Consider the following 17,339-nt stretch of genomic DNA (forward strand, 5'->3'; position numbering starts at 1 on the left):
CAGATCAGCCCAGTTCCTCGGTGGAGGAGGCTTCGAGCTCTTCGTCGCGCAGGCGGTGGATATGCGCGATGTAGTAACGCATATGCGCGTCATCGACGGTGCGCTGCGCTTCGGCTTTCCAGGCGGCGTAGGCGGACTCGTAATCCGGGAACATCCCGACGATGTGAATATCGTCGACATTCTTGAACGCGCTCCGGGACGGGTCGACCAACTCGCCGCCGAAAACCAGGTGCAGACGTTGCGCCATGAACATATCCTTTTCGCTTGTCAGCCGGTCTGAGGCTGGGCGCACCCTACGCCTTGCGCGGCGGGGGTCAAGATGCCGGCGGACGCCGGGCGGGCAGAACCAGCGGCTCCGGCGCCAGTGCGCTGGCAATCCGGTCGTGCAGGTCCGGCGCGGCGGCAATCACCCCATCGAGCTGCGGCCGCGGGTTGTTGAACCTGAGCCGGGCGCCACGCCGGTCGGTGCAGGCGGCGCCGGCCTCGCGCAGGATCAGGTCGCCGGCGGCGATGTCCCATTCCCAGCTGGGCCGCAGCGTCAGCATGCCGTCGAAACGGCCCTGCGCCACCAGCGCCATGCGATAGGCCAGCGACGGGCGATAGGCGCTTTTGAATCCGGGAAAGCTGCCGGCGCGCCAATGGCGCGGCTCCAGGATCGGCCGGGCGGCGAGGATGGTGGCCTGGGCCAGCGCCGCCGCCGGGCCGACATGGATCGGCTTGCCGTTCAGCCGCGCCCCTTCGCCCCGGGCGGCGGAATAGAGCAGATCGCACATCGGCAGGTAGATCACCGCCGCCGTCACCACCCCCGCCCTGGCCACCGCCAGGGCATGCGCCCAGGTCCGTTCGCCCTTGGAGAAACTGCGGGTGCCGTCGATCGGGTCGACGATGAAGACATGCTCATGCGCCAGCCGGTCCCGGCTGTCCTCGGTCTCCTCCGACAGCCAGCCATAACCAGGCCGGACGCCACGCAGCCGCCGCTCCAGCATGTCGTTGACCGCCAGATCGGCCTCGGTCACCGGGCCGGCACCGTCCGGCTTGTCCCAGATCTTCGCCTCGGGCCCGGTATAGCGGCAGGCGATGTCGCCCGCAGCCTCGGCCGCCGCGATCAGCAGGGACAGGTCAGTTTCCGGCAAGCGTCAGTCCTTCGATCAGCAAAGAGGGCACCCGACGCGACAGATAATCGCGCGCGTCGTTGGCGGGAATGATCCGCATCAACATGTCGCGCAGATTGCCAGCGATGGTGCATTCGTTGACCGGATAGGCGATCTCCCCGCCTTCGACCCAGAAGCCCGAGGCGCCGCGGGAATAATCCCCGGTGTTGGGGTTGATGGTGGAGCCGATCATCGAGGTGATCAGCAGCCCGGTGCCCATGTCACGGATCAGATCGGCGCGGCTGGCCGTGCCCGGGGTCAGATCGATGTTCCAGTTGGCCGGCGACGGGCCGGAAGACACCCCGCGCGCCGCATTGCCGGTGGAGCGCAGCCCGAGCTTGCGGGCACTGGCCAGGTCCAGGGTCCAGCCGGTGAGCACGCCGTTCTCGACAATCGCGCGGCGCCGGGTCGGCAGGCCTTCGGCATCGAAGGGGCGCGAGCCGGAGATGCGCGGACGGAAGGGATCCTCGATCACCGACAGCGTCTCGGGCAGCACCTGCTGGCCCAGGCTGTCCTTCAGCCAGGAGGAACCGCGGGCGATCGCCGCACCGTTGGCGGCGGCCAGAAGGTGGCCGATCAGCGAGGCGGCGATCCGTTCGTCGAACAGCACCGGATAGCTGCCCGTCGCCGGCTTGCGCGCCGCCAGTCGCGCCACGGCGCGTTCGCCGGCGCTCTGGCCGATGTCTTCCGGCGCGCGCAGATCGGTCTGAAAGGTACGGCTATCGCCGTCGTAGTCGCGCTCCATGCCGGTGCCGCTGCCGGCAATCGCCACGCAGGAGGTCGACCGGCTGGTGCGCACGTAGCCGCCGGAAAACCCGTTGGTCGCCGCCAGATGCACGGTGCTGCAGCCATATCCGGCGCCGGCGGATTGCACCTGGGTCACCCCGTCGACGGCCAGGGCCGCCGCCTCTGCCGCGATGGCATCGGCCTGCAGCGCCTGCGGATCGGGTTCGGCGGCGGGATCGGCCAGCTCCAGCGCCGCGACATCGGCGCCCTGCACCAGATCGGCCGGATCGGCCAGCCCGACATAGGGATCCTCCGGCGCCTCGCGCGCCATGGCGACAGCGCGTTCGGCCATCGCCGCCAGGGTCTCATCCCTGATGTCGGAGGCCGACACGATGGCGGAGCGCTGCCCCATCAGCACCCTCAGCCCCAGATCGGTGCTTTCCGCCCGTTCCGCCTTTTCCAGCTTACCACCACGAATATCGATCTCGACCGCATCGCCGCGCACGACGATGGCATCGGCGGCCTCCGCCCCGGCGGAACGGGCGGCGGCCAGCAGGGCATGGCAAAGCTCTTCTGGGGATCGGGTCATGGGCGCTCCTTGATCGGACGGGATTGGCGAAACCGCAATCGGACCGTTCAGGAGGTAGCCGCAGAGAGGCCCCACTGCAAGAGAGCGGTGGGAAATCGGGGCCGGCACTGCACCGCTGCGGCGCCGGCCCCGGATGCGATGCGGCTTACTTCAGCCGCTGACCGTTGGCGAAGACCTGGCCCTGATCGTTGACTTCGATATGCGAGGTCAGGGTGTCGGGGCCGTCGCCCGGGACCCCGATCATACCCATCATCATACGGGCGCCCATCGCGTCCTGATCGGTCATCAGACCCATCTCGATCAGTTTGTCCAGCAGCCCATTGCCACCGGCCAGCCGCAGATCCGCGGCGCCCACCGGCGCGGGCATGCCGCCGAATTCCTCGCTGCGGCTGTTGTCGAAGGTGAAATCGCCCTTGGCGGTCAGATCGGTGCCGACCGCGGCCACATGCAGATCGCGGATGGTCAGCCCGGTCAGCTCGGCCGGCGCCTCCTCGGCCTCGGCCAGCGCCGGATCGAACAGATCGACCAGCAGCTTGGCGGTGCCGGCAAGATCAACGACAATGGTCGCCGGATCGCGCGGCAACACCGCGCTGGGGTCGAAAATGCTCCACAACTGGTCCGGCATGGTGAAATCGATCAGCTTCAGACCGAGGCCGAAGGGCTGATCCTCTGCCGCGCGGGCCACCGGCATGTCCAGCCGGAACCCGATCGTCTCCATCGCGACGGAGATCGGGAAGGGCAGGTCGTTGGTCTGCAGGCTGATCTGCGGCTGCATCTGGGTCACGTCATAGACGAGGTTGGTGGCATCCATCTTCACCGCCACGGACCCGCCGGCGGAGGTCGAGCTCATCATGAACTCCTCCCCCTCGCTCTTGCCGCCACCCTGAGAGTTGCCGGAGCCGAAGCCGAACCGCCCGTCGACGGAGAAGCCCGCCCCCAGCATATCGCCGAGCTCCTTGCCGGAGCTCGCCGCCGGAATGACGCTCTGCCCGTCGAAGCTGAGGTCCTGCATCGTGCCGGAGAAATGGCCACTGTCTTCGCCGTTGGGGCTGGCGAAGGCGATGTCATAGCTCAGCGATGCGGCGGCACCGCTCTGATCGTAGCTGCGGTCCGCGCCGGATTTGCGCACCCGGTTGCGACTTTCGAAATCGCTCAGCGCCACCTGGGCGCGCAGCGCCTCGGGCGGCAGGGCTTTGCCATCCACGCTCATGTGATCGTAGACCAGCGCCGCGCTGCCGGCGCGATAAAGCTGCATCATGTCCTCGGGCGAGCCGGTCACCTTCAGGCTGGCATCGGTCTGGGTCAGGCTGAAGCTGGCGTCGATTTCCTCTTCCCCGCCGGTCACCTGGATGCGCATTGGCATGCTCGGCGGCATGTCCAGCGTCACCCCGCCATCGCCATCTTCGCGGAACACCAGCGGCCCCAGCCCGACGCTGAGCACACCGCCGTCTTCCGGCAGGGTCATCGCCATGGTCAGATCGCTGACCGTCAGGGTGCCGCCGGACACGGATTCGCTGGCACTCAGCTGATATCCCATGCCGGTCACGTAATCACGCCAGTCGGACCAGACGTCCTGCACGCTCAGGTCCGCCAGCGCCGCCTGGGCCGATGCCGACAGGATCAGCGCAACGGCGGTACCGCGCAAAAGAAATGGCTTCATGAAAAGGTCCTCCTGGAAGTCTTTGCGGGACATGCTCGGCCTTCGGTGGCGGAGCGTCAAGCGGAAGTCAAGCCGCAGGGCTGGACCCGCCTGCCCCGCCGCAGTACCACAGTTCCGAAGGGGCAGAGCGGGGAAAAGCAGCATGAATATGACGGGACGGACGGTTCTGATCACCGGCGCGAGCCGTGGCATCGGGGCCGAGGCCGGGCGGATCTTTGCCGACGCCGGCGCCAATGTGGTCTTGATGGCCCGCAGCGCCGATGCGGTGGCCGCGCTGGCCGCCGAGATCGGCCCCAAAGCCGTGGCGGTGAGTGGCGATGTCAGCCGTTTCGCCGACATGGAAGCGGCAGTGGCGCGGGCGGTGGCGGACTTCGGCGGCCTCGACGTGCTGATCGGCAACGCCGGGGTGATCGACCCGATCGCGCCCTTGGCGGAGGCCGATCCGGAGGCCTGGGGCCGGCTGATCGACATCAATCTGAAGGGCGTCTTCAATGGCATGCGCGCGGCCCTACCGGTGATGCGCGGCGCCGGTGGCGGCACCATCCTGACCATAAGCTCCGGCGCGGCGCATCGCCCGCTGGAGGGCTGGAGTGCCTATTGCGCCTCCAAGGCCGGGGCGGCGATGCTGACCTCCGCCCTGCATCTCGAAGAGGCGGGCAACGGCATCCGCGCGATGGGGCTCAGCCCCGGGACGGTGGCCACCCAGATGCAGCGCGAGATCAAGGCCAGCGGCGTCAACCCGGTGAGCCAGCTGGACTGGGAAGATCACATCCCGGCCGACTGGCCGGCGCGTACGCTGCTGTGGATGTGCTCCGAGGCGGCGGAAGACCTCGTGGGACAGGAGGTATCGCTGCGTGACCCGGCGATCCGGCAAAAGGTGGGATTGATATGATCAGACTGGATCAGGAAGACGGGCTGTGGATCGTGACGATCGACCGCACCGAAAAGGCCAATTCGCTGACCGAGGCGATGCTGGACGAACTGGTGAGCATCGCCGAAAGCGCCAGCGAGGCGCGGGCGTTGATCCTGACCGGCGCCGGCAAGGTGTTCAGCGCCGGTGCCGATCTGGACGCCGCGCGCGCCGGCCTTGCCACCTCGGATCTCTGGGAACGGCTTTCCGGCGCGATCGCCGGCCTGCCCGGGCTGACGGTGGCGGCGCTGAACGGTACGCTCGCCGGCGGCGCCTCGGGCATGGCGCTGGCCTGCGATCTGCGGATCGCGGTGCCCTCGGCCAAGTTCTTCTATCCGGTGATGAAGCTGGGCTTTTTGCCGCAGCCCTCCGATCCCGGCCGGATGGCGGCGCTGATCGGCCCGGCGCGCACCAAGCTGATCCTGATGGGCGGCCAGAAGATCACCGCGGAAGAGGCGCTGAGCTTCGGGCTGATCGACCGGATCGTCGCGCCGGAAGAGCTGATGGAGACTGCCCGCGCGCTGGTCGCCGACAGCTGCGCCGCCGACCCCCTGATCGCCCGGCAGATCGGCGAGATGTGCCGCCGCGGCTGACCAAAGACAGCGCCGGGCCCCCGGGGCCGGCGCCTGCCCCGCGCAACGCGGCCGAACAGATCAGCGCATGGCGCCGAACCACTTGCGGTAGATCTGCTCGTACGTACCGTTTTCCCGCAGCGCCAGCAGCGCCTGATTGGCATCCTCCACCAGCGGGCTGCCGGAGGTGAAGGCGATACCGTAATTCTCCCGCAGGAACACCGGCCCGGCCAGGCTGCCGAAATCGCGGCCGGCATGGGTGACGTAATGCGCCAGGATCGGCGCATCGAAGACGATCGCATCCACATCGCCCTGTTCGAAGGCCTGCAGCATCGGTGCCAGGGCAGAGAAGCCGGCGTAGCCGATCTCGCGCCGGTCGAGGAACCCCGCCGCGGTGGAACCCTCGATCGTCGCCACCTGCTTGCCATAGAGATCGTTGACCGAATTCACCGAGCCGCTGATCGCATTCACCGTCATCACCGCTGTGATCTTCGCCACGAAGACCGAGACGATGAAAAGCGAGGAGACCACCAGAACCACACCGAAGACCCGGCCGAAAATGGTGCGTGGCACCCGCTCCTCGAAGCCGCCGTTCACCACCAGGTTCAGCGCCCACCAGAACGAGGGGAACCAGGCCTCGTGCACCGGACGGTCGAAATAGGGTTGCGCGCGGCGCTCGAACAGCCACATCAGCATGCCGCCGCCCAGCAGCAGCAGAAAGGCCGCGCCGATCGCCAGCACCAGGTCCGGCGACATCAATGCCCGCATCAGCGACGGCCCCGAGGTCGAGCCCACCGGCACCATGATCTGCAGGCCGGCCTCGAAGATCGGCTGGCTGAAGTCCATCGTCACCTCACGCGCCGAGGTGATCGAGATATTGGCGATCGCCAGATCGGCGCGCTCATGGCTGACCGCGTCCAGCATGTCGCCGAACTGGTCCATCCGATCAATCTGATAGTCCCAGTGCAGCGATGTCGCCAGGGCCTCCAGCAATTCGATGGAAAACCCGGTGTCGATCCCGTCCTCCTGCATGGAAAACGGGGGGCGGGTCACCGTGGTCACGGTCAGCGTTTCGGCAGCGGCGGACTGAATCAGGGCCGTCGCGGCCAGCAGGATGGCGGCGAAAAGATGTCTCATCTGTCCCTATTTTTCAGGCTGATTACGAAGTTTCCCGCGACAGAGCAAGCGGTGGCGCGCAGGTGACGCTTCGGAATCCGCACGGGGTTGGCATCGGGACATTTTCGCCGCAGTTTGGCGCCTGCGTCGCCCGTTGCCGGGACGCGCCCGAAGCCAGCGAAGGATGCCTGAAAGATGCCGCCGATTGATGCCGCCAAACTGACCGCCGATCTGATCCGTTGCCCCTCGGTGACACCGGAGGAAGGCGGCGCGCTGCAGCTGCTCGAAACGCTGCTGAGCGGTGCCGGTTTCGCCTGCACCCGGGTCGACCGCGGCGGCGTCGCCAACCTCTTCGCCCGCTGGGGCGACAAGGGCCACGCCCGCACCTTCGGCTTCAACGGCCATACCGATGTGGTGCCGGTGGGCGATGCCGCCGCCTGGACCCAGCCGCCCTTCTGTGCGGTGGAGGTTGACGGGGTGCTCTATGGCCGCGGCGCCACCGACATGAAATCGGGCGTCGCCGCCTTTGCCGCGGCGGCGGTGGATTTCGTCACCGACACCCCGCCCGAAGGCGCGGTGATCCTTGCGATCACCGGCGACGAGGAAGGTGATGCGGTGGACGGCACCGTCGCGCTGCTGGACTATATGGACCGGGAAGGCGAGGCGATGTCGGCCTGTCTGGTCGGGGAACCCACCTGCCCCGAGCGGATGGGCGACATGATCAAGATCGGCCGGCGCGGATCGCTGTCGGCCTGGTTCACGGTCACCGGTGTGCAGGGCCATTCCGCCTATCCGCACCGGGCCAGAAACCCGCTGCCGGCGATGGTGCGGCTGATGGACCGGCTGGCCAGCCACGAGCTCGACCGGGGCACCGACCATTTCGACGCCTCCACCCTGGCGGTGGTGACCGTCGACACCGGCAACCCGGCCACCAACGTGATCCCCGCGGAATGCCGCGGCACCGTCAATATCCGCTTCAACGATACCCATAGCGGCGCCTCGCTCAGCGCCTGGCTGGAGGAGGAGGCCGCCCGCGTGGCCGAAGCCTTCGGGGTGAAGATCGAGGTGAAGATCAAGATCTCGGGCGAGGCCTTCCTGACCCCGCCGGGGGCGCTCTCCGATCTGGTGGCCAAGGCGGTGGAGGCCGAAACCGGGGTCATCCCGGAGCTCTCCACCACCGGCGGCACCTCGGACGCGCGGTTCGTCAAGTCGCACTGCCCGGTGGTGGAATTCGGGCTGGTCGGCAAGACCATGCATCAGGTCGATGAAAACGTGCCGGTGGCGCAGATCCATCAGCTCAAGGCGATCTACAGCCGGATCCTGCGGGACTATTTCGCATGAACATCGCCATCGCCCGGACCGATGCGGAGCGGCAGGCCTGTTTCGACCTGCGCTTCGAGGTCTTCGTCGACGAACAGGGCGTCACCCCGGAGAGCGAGATCGACGCCGCCGATCAGGAGGCGATCCACCTTCTGATGACCGAGGAAGACGGCCCCATCGGCACCCTGCGCATTCTCTACGAGGCAGGCGACGCCCGGATCGGCCGGGTCTGCCTGCGCCAGAGCGCGCGCGGCAAGGGGCTGGGTGCCGCGCTGATGCAGGCTGCCCTTGCCGCGATTGCCGAGGGGCCGGCGGTGACCGCCATCCGGCTCAGCGCGCAGGTGCCGGTTCTGGGCTTCTACGAGGGGCTGGGCTTTACTGCCTATGGGCCGGTCTATGACGACGAGGGAATCCCGCACCGGTCGATGAAGCGGGATGCGACCGGGGCCGCCGGGTGACACTCCCGGGGACGCGCCCGGTGCTCGTCATCATGCTGAAGGAACCGCGCCCGGGCCGGGTCAAGACCCGGCTGGGGGCGGAGATCGGCATGGACCGGGCGGCGTGGTGGTATCGGCACACCTGTACCCGGCTGCTGCGCCGGCTGCGCGATCCGCGGTGGCGGCTGGTGCTGGCGGTCGCCCCGCAGACCGCGCTCGGGTCGCGGGTCTGGCCCGCCGATCTCGCCCGTGTGCCACAGGGCCGCGGCGATCTGGGCCGGCGGATGCTGCGACTGTTGCAGACCGCCGGGCCGGCGGGGCGGGACGGGCCCGTCTGCCTGATCGGCTCCGACATCCCCGATATCGCGCGGCCCCATATCGCCCGGGCCTTCGCCGCGCTCGGCGCCCATGATGCGGTGTTCGGTCCGGCGGAGGACGGCGGCTTCTGGCTGGTCGGCGCCAAACACCCCGCCCGGCTGCCGTGCGACAGCTTCGACGGCGCCCGCTGGTCCAGCCGCCACGCGCTGGCCGACAGTCTCTCCAGCCTGCCCGGGCTGAGTGTCGCGCTGACCGACCGGCTGCACGATGTCGACACCGCCGCCGACCTGCGCTGAGCCCTGCCCCGCCGCGCGCATCCGCCGATTTCAAATGACGCCGCAGCGCCGAAGTGATAGGGCGGATTCATGACACGCATCCCCTCCAAACAGGAAATCCTCGACTGGATCTCCGCCCACCCCACCCAGTCCTCCAAGCGGGACATCGCCAAGGCGTTCGGTATCAAGGGGTCGGACCGGATCGACCTGAAACGGGTTCTCAAGGACCTCGAGGCCGAGGGGCATCTGGAAAAGCGCAAGCGCACCTATCGCGATCCCGACCGGCTGCCGCCAGTCACCGTGCTGCAGGTCAAGGCCCCCAATCAGGACGGCGACCTGTTCGCCCGGCCGCTGGAATGGCATGGCGAAGGGGTGGAGCCCATCGTGCTGGTGATTCCGCGCGCCTCCGATCCGGCGCTGGGGGAAGGCGACCGCATCCTCGCCCGCATGACGCTGGTGCATGAGGAGGACCACAATTACGAGGCCCGGCTGATCCGCCGCATCGGATCGAACCCGCGCCGCATCCTCGGCATCTTCCGCAAGGGGGCGGAGGGCGGCCGCATCGTGCCGATCGACAAATCCGGCAGCACCGAATGGATGGTGCCCGAAGACGCCCGCCAGGGTGCCCGCGACGGCGAGCTGGTCGAGGCAGAACAGTCCGGCCCGAAATCCCGCTTGGGCCTGCCCCGCGCCCGGATCACCGACCGGCTGGGCGACCCGACCGAGCCCCGCGCGGTCTCGCTGATCGCCATCCACCAGCACGGCATTCCCGACGCTTTCCCCGACGAGGTGATCGAGGAGGCCGACCGCTGCAAGCCCGCCGGGCTGGTCGGGCGTGAGGATCTGCGCGACCTGCCCCTGATCACCATCGACCCCAGCGACGCGCGCGATCACGACGACGCCTGCTATGCCCATGCCGACGACGATCCGAAGAACCCCGGCGGCCATGTGATCTGGGTCGCTATCGCCGATGTCGCCGCCTATGTCCGCCCCGGCAGCGCGCTGGACCGCGAGGCCTGGAAACGCGGCAACTCCACCTATTTCCCCGACCGGGTGGTGCCGATGCTGCCCGACCGGCTGTCGGGCGATCTCTGTTCGCTGCACGAAGGGGTGCCGCGCGCCTGTCTGGCGGTACGGATGCAGATCGACGCCCATGGCCACAAGGTCGGCCACCGGTTCGTGCGCGGACTGATGCGCTCGGTCGCGTCGCTGAATTATGCCGAGGTGCAGGAGGCGATCGACGGGGCCCCGAACGACCGCACCGGGCCGCTGCTGGAGGAAGTGCTCAAGCCCCTCTACGCCGCGCATAACGCCCTGCAGGAGGCCCGCGAACTGCGCCAGCCGCTCGATCTCGACCTGCCGGAACGGCGTATCGTGCTGAGCGAGGACGGCAAGGTGCAATCGGTCAATTTCCGCGACCGGCTGCAGGCGCACCGGCTGATCGAGGAGTTCATGATCCTCGCCAATGTCGCCGCCGCCGAAACCCTGATCGCCAAACGCTCGCCGCTGCTGTTCCGGGTGCATGAGGAACCCGCCCCCGACAAGCTGGAGGCGCTGCGCGAAACCGCCCAGGCGGCGGGCTTCAACCTGGCCAAGGGACAGGTGCTGAAGACCCGGCATCTGAACCTGCTGCTGCATCAGGCCGCCGGCACCGACGATGCCGAGCTGATCAACATGTCGACGTTGCGGTCGATGACCCAGGCCTATTACAGCCCGGAGAATTTCGGCCATTTCGGCCTGGCGCTGGCGCATTACGCCCATTTCACCTCGCCGATCCGGCGCTATGCCGACCTGATCGTGCACCGCGCGCTGATCGCCTCGCACGGGTGGGGCAAGGACGGGCTGAGCGGCGAGGAGATCGAACGGCTGGAGAAGACCGCCGAACATATCTCGGAAACCGAGCGGCGCTCGATGATGGCCGAGCGCGACACCACCGACCGGTATCTGGCCGCCTATCTGTCCGAACGGGTCGGCAATGAATTCGCCGGCCGGGTCAGCGGCATCGCCCGCTTCGGCGCCTTCGTCAAGCTGGACGAGACCGGCGCCGACGGGCTGATTCCGGTGCGCACCCTGGGCCGCGAGTTCTTTCATTTCGATGCCGAGGCCGGCACCTTGATGGGATCGGACACCGGGCTGACCATCGCGCTGGGGCAACAGGTGACGGTGCGGCTGACCGAGGCCACCGCGGTCACCGGCGGGCTGCAGCTGGAACTGCTGTCGCTGGGCGACAAGCCGCTGCCCCGCGGACCGTCACCTGCCTCCCGGCGCGGCGCCCCCAAACGCAAACTGTCGCGGTCGAAGAAGAAGTCCGACAAGCTCAACCGCAAGCTCCGCCGCCGCTGACCCTTCCCCGCCCGCTTCCGGTGCCAAAACGCCGCTGCCGCTGTCGTGACGCTTTCGTGACCGCCGGTTTCGCGGTATACTGCTGGCAAGAGCAGAAAACCCACGCAAAAGCGGGAACAAAAACATGCGTATTTGGTATGGCGCCGCAGCCATCGCCCTGTTGGGCGGTGGGTCAGTTGCAGCACAGGCAGTCGATCATTCCCCCCGTCCGGAAGCGCGCCCCGCCGCCATCCCCGGTTTCCTTCTGGAAGCGGCCAGCTTCGTCATGGCCGATGAGGAGATGCTGACCCCGAGCGCCCTGTCGCCCCGCACCTCGCTGCGACCTACCCGGCGCCCCGATCAGCTCTCCCCTCAGATCGCCGGCGCCGAGGACAGCCCGCACATGCCCAGCCCTCAGGAAATCGCCGGCTTCCATCGCTGGGTCGCCCAGTTCAAGCCCCGCGCCGCGGCACAGGGCATCCACGGCGACACCTTCGACCGGGCCTTTCGCGGCCTGACGCTCGATGCCGATGTGATCCGGCGCGACCGCAACCAGTCCGAATTCTCCAAACCGATCTGGGCCTATCTCGACAGCGCCGCCTCGGACGTGCGGATCGCAAACGGCAAGGCGGCGCTGGAAAAACACCGCGCCACGCTGGACCGGATCGAACGCAAATACGGCGTCGACAAGGAGGTCGTGGTGGCGATCTGGGGGCTGGAAAGCGCCTATGGCAGCTTCCGCGGCAACAACAACGTGATCCGGTCGCTGGCGACGCTGGCCTATGAAGGCCGCCGCGCGGCATTTTTCGAAGACCAGCTGGTTGACGCGCTGAAGATCGTGCAGGCCGGCGATATCGCCCCCGACAAGATGACCGGCAGCTGGGCCGGCGCCATGGGGCATACCCAGTTCATGCCGTCCTCCTTCCTGGAGCACGCGGTGGATTTCACCGGCGACGGCCGCCGCGACATCTGGTCGGACGACCCCAGCGACGCGCTCGCCTCCACCGCCGCCTATCTGGCCCGCTTCGGCTGGACCCGGGGCCAGCCCTGGGGGGTCGAGGTGCGGCTGCCCAAGGGCTTCGACTACGCGCTGGCGCAGCGCAGCATCACCATGTCCCCGGCCGACTGGGCGCGCCTCGGCGTCACCGGGCTGAACGGCGTGCCGGTGCCGGAATACGGCAAGGCGGCGATCCTTCTGCCGGCCGGTGGCCATGGCGCCGCCTTCATGATCTTCGACAATTTCAAGGTGATCGAACGCTATAACGCAGCGGATGCCTATGTGATCGGGGTCGGCCATCTGTCCGACCGGATCCGCGGCGCCGGGCCGATCCACAGCGCCTGGCCGCGCAACGACCGGCTGCTGAGCTTCGATGAGCGCAAGGAGCTGCAGGAACGGCTGACCCGGGCCGGTTATGACACCCAGCATGTCGATGGCCGCATCGGACCGCTGACGATCTCCGCCGTGCGCGCCTATCAGGTTGCGAACGGGCTGCAGGCGGACGGCTACCCCTCGCTCGACCTGCTCAAGCGTCTGCGCTGAGCCGGAAACGCGCGCCCTTCGGGACGCGCGTGCCTTCGGCGAGAGTATTTGGACAGAGAAGAAGCCGCCAGGCGGGTTTTCCAGGCAGGTTTTCGACCGGGCCGGGCCTCCGGGCCCGCACCCTGTTTTTCTCCAATCAGCTCGGCGACATGCCGCGTAGCCGTTCGGAGCGGCGGCGCAGCAGCTCCACCGTGGTCAGAAGCGCGATGGAGATCCCCACCAGGATCGTCGCCACCGCCAGAATCGTCGGGCTGATCTGTTCGCGCAGGCCGGTGAACATCTGCCAGGGCAGCGTTTTCTGACCGGCGGACCCGACGAAGAGCACCACAACCACCTCGTCAAAGGAGGTGATGAAGGCGAAGAGCCCGCCCGAGATCACCCCCGGCATGATCAGCGGCATCTGCACCCGGAAGAAGGTGGTGACCGGATCGGCCCCCATATTCGCCGCCGCCCGCGTCAGAGAACGGTCGAAGCCCACCAGCGTTGCCGTCACGGTGATGATGACGAACGGAATGCCGAGCGCCGCATGAGCCAGGACAACACCGAAATAGGTGCCCTGCAGGCCGATCCGCGAATAGAAGAAGTACATCCCCGCGGCGGAGATGATCAGCGGCACGATCATCGGCGAGATCAGGATCGCCATGATGGCACGACGGAACGGCACATGTTCGGCGCTGAGCCCGATGGCCGCCAGGGTGCCGAAACTGACCGACAGCAGCGTCGCCACCGGTGCGATCATCACCGAGTTCTTCAGCGCCTGTTGCCAGTCGTTGTTGGTGAAGAAATCGCGGTAATGCTTCAGCGAATAGCCGGCGGGGTCGAGCCGCAGCATCTCCGGCGTGAAGGTGAAGAAGTTCTCCGCGTTGAAGCTGAGTGGCATCACCACCAGAATCGGGGTGATCAGGAACACCAGGATCGCGCCGCAGATCACCCGGAAGGTATAATGCCACAGCACCTGGCCGGGGGTCAGGTAGGGCACTAGCCGCGCCCGGTAGCGGCCCTCGTAGAGCCAGTAGGTAAACCAGCCGAAGAACCAGCCGAAGGCGCCGCCGACGATTGCCCCGGGCAGCGCGCCGAGCGCGAACCCCGCGACGATGAAGACCAGCGCGATGCCCCAGCGGGCGGCCTTTTCGCTGGGCACCAGTTTGGTCGCGGCATAGGCCAGCACCCCGAGCAGCACCGCGCCGATCACGATGCCGAGGAGGCCACTGCCCTGGGCGGTGCCGATGAAGAGCCCGGCAAAGGCGCCGGCGGCGGCCACCACGGGCACGTAGAAGCTGACGGGCTTGCGGGAAATCGGGGTCAGTGCTGCGGACACGTCACGGCCTCCGGTTCGGTTTTCTTTTTCAGTTCAGAGAGTTGCACTGCCATCGCCTTAGCCCAGCTTGACATTGTCGATGCCGACGATCTTGTCGTAGACCCAGTAGAGCAACAGCACGACACCCAGCAGGATCGATCCCAGCGCCGCCCCGAGCCCCCAGTTGAGCGAGGAGGAGATGTGATAGGCGATCCGGTTCGAGATGAAGGTCCCGGTGGTACCGCCGACAATCTCGGGCGTGATGTAATAGCCGATCGCCAGGATGAAGACGAGGACGGAGCCGGCGCCGATCCCCGGCACCGATTGCGGGAAATAGACCCGCCAGAACGCCGTCCAGTTGGTCGCACCCAGCGATTTCGCCGCGCGCAGATAGCTGGGCGGGATCGTCTGCATCACCGAGTAGAGCGGCAGGATCATGAAGGGCAGCAGGATGTGAGTCATCGCCACGATGGTGCCGAACTGGTTGTTGATCATCACCAGCCGCGCGTCATCGGCGACCAGCCCCAGCCAGACCAGTACATCGTTGATCACCCCCTGCTGCTGCAGCATCACCTTCCAGGCGCTGGTACGGACCAGAAGCGAGGTCCAGAACGGCAGCAGCACCAGGATCATCAGCAGGTTGGCGGTGCGCGACGGCAGGTTGGCGAGGATCCAGGCCACCGGATAACCGAGAAGGATGCAGGAGGCCGTGATCACCAGGCTCATGAACAGGGTACGCTTGAACAGCATCAGATAGATCTGCTGGTTCTCCGGCCGCGGCTCGATTCCGTCGGGGGATTTCTGCAGGTCGATGGCGTTCAGGAAATAGCCGTTGGTGTATTTCGGCGAGAAGATCTGGATGGTCTCCCAGACCGAGGGGTCGACCCAGGCCTTGTCGGCCTTGGCGAACTGGTCCTTCAGGCTGACCGTCTCGAACCCCGGCGCGGCGGCGGCAGCGGCGGCGATACGCGCATCGCTGGCGCCCTTGGCGTGACCGGCGGCCATGTCCAGATAGGCTGCGGTATAGAGGAAATCTTCAAGCTTCTTCTTCGCCGGATCGTCGCCTTCGCCGGTCAGATAGGCGGCCCAGCGATCCCAGGTGCGGGCGGTCAGCGGCAGCGCGGTGCGATTGGCGTCGCTCTGCATCATCGCCGCCCAGCTGGCCGGATCCTTCCAGCTCGGGTCCAGGGCGATCAGCTGATCGGTGTAGATATCGGTATCGAACCGGCTGGCCCGGCGCCCGGTCTTGCGGAACAGCGACGACAGCCCGGTTTTCTCGTAGTTCAGACGGGTGCCCAGGCGGGTGTGCAGCTTCTGCTCCTCCGCCAACACCAGATCGATGTAGAAGGCGTCGTAAAGCGCCTCGCCCGGCGCCGCGCCGCTGGCGGCGTCCCAATCCTGCAGCACCACCACGGTTTCGGGCAGTGTCTCGGCGACGATGTCGTTTTCCACCGAGCGGAACAGCATGTCCGCGATCGGGGCGATAAAGGTGACCAGCACAAAGATCAGCAGCGGCGAGATCAGCGCCAGTGCACGCATCTTCTGCATCCGCAGCGCGCGGGCAAGGCTGCGCTTGAGCGGGGTGCCGTCGGCGGCCAGAACCGGGCCGGAGTTTGCTGCGCTATCGCTCATCCGTCATGACCCTCCACAACCAGAATGACACTGTCGGCGGTGCGGCGCCGGATCTCGGCGACCTCCTGATAGGCCGGGTCGTTATAGGCGGCCAGCGCAGCCTCGTAGCTGGGGAATTCAATCACGACGTGGCGCTCAAGAACCTCACCTTCGGGCACAACGCTCTGACCGCCGCGGACGATGAACCTGCCGCCCAGACCTTCGAGGATCGGCGTATCGCGCACGACATATTCCTGATAGGCCTCGGGGTCGTTCACGGTGATGTGGCCGATGATGTAACCTTTGGGCATGCTGCCTCCGCCGTCCCTTGGGGGATGGGCCCCGAACGGGCCCATCCGGTTTCGTCAGTCAGCGACGCTTACTTGGCCAGCCAGGCCTGGAATTTGGCGTCGATGTCGTCGCGGTAGTCGGCCCAGAACTCGTAGTTATAGAGCAGCGTGTTCTTGGCGTTTTCCGGATCGGTCGGCATGTGCGGCGCCATGTCGATGCCCAGGTCGGCGTGCTGACCCACCAGCGGTGCCGAGGAGAAACGGGCCGGACCGTAGGAGATGTATTTCGCCTGATCCGCCAGACGCTTGGTGTCGGTGGCGAATTTCACGAAATCCTCGACCCGGGCCAGGTGATCTTCGGACAGGCCGGTCGGGATGATCCAGCCGTCCAGGTCGAACACCTGCATGTCCCACATCATCGCCACGGGCTGCTTCTGCTCTTCGATGACCGAGAACAGGCGACCGTTGTAGGTCGAGCCCATGAAGACCTCGCCATCGGCCAGCAGCTGCGGGGTATCGGCGCCGGCCGACCACCAGACGACGCTGTCTTTGATGGTGTCGAGCTTGGCCAGGGCCTTTTCCTGACCTTCTTCGGTCGCCAGGACATCATAGATTTCGTCCTTGGCGACACCGTCGCAGTACAGCGCCCATTCCATGTTGTTGATCGGGCGCTTTTCCAGCGCGCGCTTGCCCGGATATTTCTCCAGGTCGAAGACGTCGCAGACAGTGCTCGGGGCGGCGACGCCCTCCGGCACCAGGTCGGTGCGATAGCCGAAGGTGGTGGAATAGACGATCTGCGGGATGAAGCAGTCCGACACGATCAGATCGCCGAAATCTTCCGATGCCGCGGTGCCGTCATCGCCCGGCAGCAGAAGCTCATCGGGGTCGAATTCCATCGCCAGACCTTCGTCGCACAGACGGATGGCATCAGCGGCGACGACGTCCACCAGGTCCCAGGTGATGTTGCCGGCTTCGTTCATCGCGCGCAGCTTGGCCACCGCTTCGTTCGAGCTTTCGTCCCAGACGACCTTCACCTCGGGGTGCATGGCGACATAGGGCTCGGCATAGGCGCGGACCTGGGATTTCTGATAGGCGCCGCCCCAGCTGACCAGGGTCATTTCATCGGCCATTTCGGCCATCGCCATCGGTGCCAGCAGCGCCGTCGAAGCGGCAAGTGCGGCAAGGGACTTGAGTTTCATGATTAG

General features: G+C 66.9%; 16 protein-coding genes. 7 read left to right on the forward strand and 9 right to left on the reverse strand.

From position 1 onward, the window contains the following. Positions 1–4: 4 nt before the first annotated feature. The 4 genes from QO033_RS08480 to QO033_RS08495 all read right to left on the reverse strand — a co-directional run bounded on the left by QO033_RS08480 (position 5) and on the right by QO033_RS08495 (position 4,126). Positions 5–247 (reverse strand): DUF4170 domain-containing protein, encoded by a 243-nt coding sequence (locus QO033_RS08480; RefSeq protein ID WP_284480528.1) that lies wholly within the window; start codon positions 245–247, stop codon positions 5–7. 67 nt (positions 248–314) lie between these two features. Continuing rightward, complete coding sequence (locus QO033_RS08485) at positions 315–1,133, reverse strand: inositol monophosphatase family protein (RefSeq protein ID WP_284480529.1); 819 nt, start codon at positions 1,131–1,133, stop codon at positions 315–317. Further along, entirely contained in the window at positions 1,120–2,466 is a 1,347-nt protein-coding gene (locus QO033_RS08490; protein WP_284480530.1) for a TldD/PmbA family protein, read from the reverse strand. The genes QO033_RS08485 and QO033_RS08490 overlap by 14 nt, the downstream gene beginning before the upstream one ends. 145 nt (positions 2,467–2,611) lie before the next feature. After that, positions 2,612–4,126 (reverse strand): DUF2125 domain-containing protein, encoded by a 1,515-nt coding sequence (locus tag QO033_RS08495; RefSeq protein ID WP_284480531.1) that lies wholly within the window; start codon positions 4,124–4,126, stop codon positions 2,612–2,614. 142 nt (positions 4,127–4,268) lie between these two features. On the opposite strand from QO033_RS08495, the gene QO033_RS08500 reads away from it, so the two are divergent. Beyond that, entirely contained in the window at positions 4,269–5,018 is a 750-nt protein-coding gene (locus tag QO033_RS08500) for an SDR family oxidoreductase (protein WP_284480532.1), read from the forward strand. Beyond that, positions 5,015–5,629: an enoyl-CoA hydratase/isomerase family protein gene (locus QO033_RS08505; RefSeq protein WP_284480533.1), complete on the forward strand. Its 615-nt coding sequence runs from the start codon at positions 5,015–5,017 to the stop codon at positions 5,627–5,629. The genes QO033_RS08500 and QO033_RS08505 overlap by 4 nt, the downstream gene beginning before the upstream one ends. A 60-nt stretch (positions 5,630–5,689) precedes the next feature. Here the strand turns inward: QO033_RS08505 and QO033_RS08510 are convergent, their stop codons facing one another. Continuing rightward, positions 5,690–6,745 carry a transporter substrate-binding domain-containing protein gene (locus QO033_RS08510; protein WP_284480534.1) on the reverse strand — a complete coding sequence of 352 codons (1,056 nt, stop codon included), beginning with the start codon at positions 6,743–6,745 and terminating at the stop codon, positions 5,690–5,692. 174 nt (positions 6,746–6,919) lie between these two features. On the opposite strand from QO033_RS08510, the gene dapE reads away from it, so the two are divergent. From dapE to QO033_RS08535, 5 genes are all read left to right on the forward strand, one after another. Next, positions 6,920–8,065 carry a succinyl-diaminopimelate desuccinylase gene (gene dapE / locus QO033_RS08515; RefSeq protein ID WP_284480535.1) on the forward strand — a complete coding sequence of 382 codons (1,146 nt, stop codon included), beginning with the start codon at positions 6,920–6,922 and terminating at the stop codon, positions 8,063–8,065. Further along, positions 8,062–8,502 (forward strand): GNAT family N-acetyltransferase, encoded by a 441-nt coding sequence (locus tag QO033_RS08520; RefSeq protein WP_284480536.1) that lies wholly within the window; start codon positions 8,062–8,064, stop codon positions 8,500–8,502. Before dapE ends, QO033_RS08520 begins: the two co-directional genes overlap by 4 nt. Positions 8,503–8,534: 32 nt before the next feature. After that, positions 8,535–9,095, forward strand: coding sequence for a TIGR04282 family arsenosugar biosynthesis glycosyltransferase (locus tag QO033_RS08525; RefSeq protein WP_284480727.1), 561 nt, complete (start codon positions 8,535–8,537; stop codon positions 9,093–9,095). A 69-nt stretch (positions 9,096–9,164) separates the two neighbouring features. Beyond that, positions 9,165–11,417: a ribonuclease R gene (rnr, locus tag QO033_RS08530; RefSeq protein WP_284480537.1), complete on the forward strand. Its 2,253-nt coding sequence runs from the start codon at positions 9,165–9,167 to the stop codon at positions 11,415–11,417. A 124-nt stretch (positions 11,418–11,541) separates the two neighbouring features. Beyond that, positions 11,542–12,936 (forward strand): lytic murein transglycosylase, encoded by a 1,395-nt coding sequence (locus QO033_RS08535; protein ID WP_284480538.1) that lies wholly within the window; start codon positions 11,542–11,544, stop codon positions 12,934–12,936. A 136-nt stretch (positions 12,937–13,072) separates the two neighbouring features. On the opposite strand, the gene QO033_RS08540 is transcribed toward QO033_RS08535, so the two are convergent. The 4 genes from QO033_RS08540 to QO033_RS08555 all read right to left on the reverse strand — a co-directional run bounded on the left by QO033_RS08540 (position 13,073) and on the right by QO033_RS08555 (position 17,333). After that, complete coding sequence (locus tag QO033_RS08540) at positions 13,073–14,254, reverse strand: ABC transporter permease (protein WP_284480539.1); 1,182 nt, start codon at positions 14,252–14,254, stop codon at positions 13,073–13,075. Positions 14,255–14,311: 57 nt separating this feature from the next. Continuing rightward, positions 14,312–15,865 carry an ABC transporter permease gene (locus QO033_RS08545; protein WP_284480540.1) on the reverse strand — a complete coding sequence of 518 codons (1,554 nt, stop codon included), beginning with the start codon at positions 15,863–15,865 and terminating at the stop codon, positions 14,312–14,314. Beyond that, positions 15,862–16,155 (reverse strand): DUF1330 domain-containing protein, encoded by a 294-nt coding sequence (locus QO033_RS08550; protein ID WP_284480541.1) that lies wholly within the window; start codon positions 16,153–16,155, stop codon positions 15,862–15,864. The genes QO033_RS08545 and QO033_RS08550 overlap by 4 nt, the downstream gene beginning before the upstream one ends. 68 nt (positions 16,156–16,223) lie before the next feature. Further along, positions 16,224–17,333 carry an extracellular solute-binding protein gene (locus tag QO033_RS08555; protein WP_284480542.1) on the reverse strand — a complete coding sequence of 370 codons (1,110 nt, stop codon included), beginning with the start codon at positions 17,331–17,333 and terminating at the stop codon, positions 16,224–16,226. Between the last annotated feature and the right edge of the window lie 6 nt (positions 17,334–17,339).

This window comes from Pseudodonghicola flavimaris (assembly GCF_030164425.1).
GTDB classification, from domain to species: domain Bacteria; phylum Pseudomonadota; class Alphaproteobacteria; order Rhodobacterales; family Rhodobacteraceae; genus Pseudodonghicola; species Pseudodonghicola flavimaris.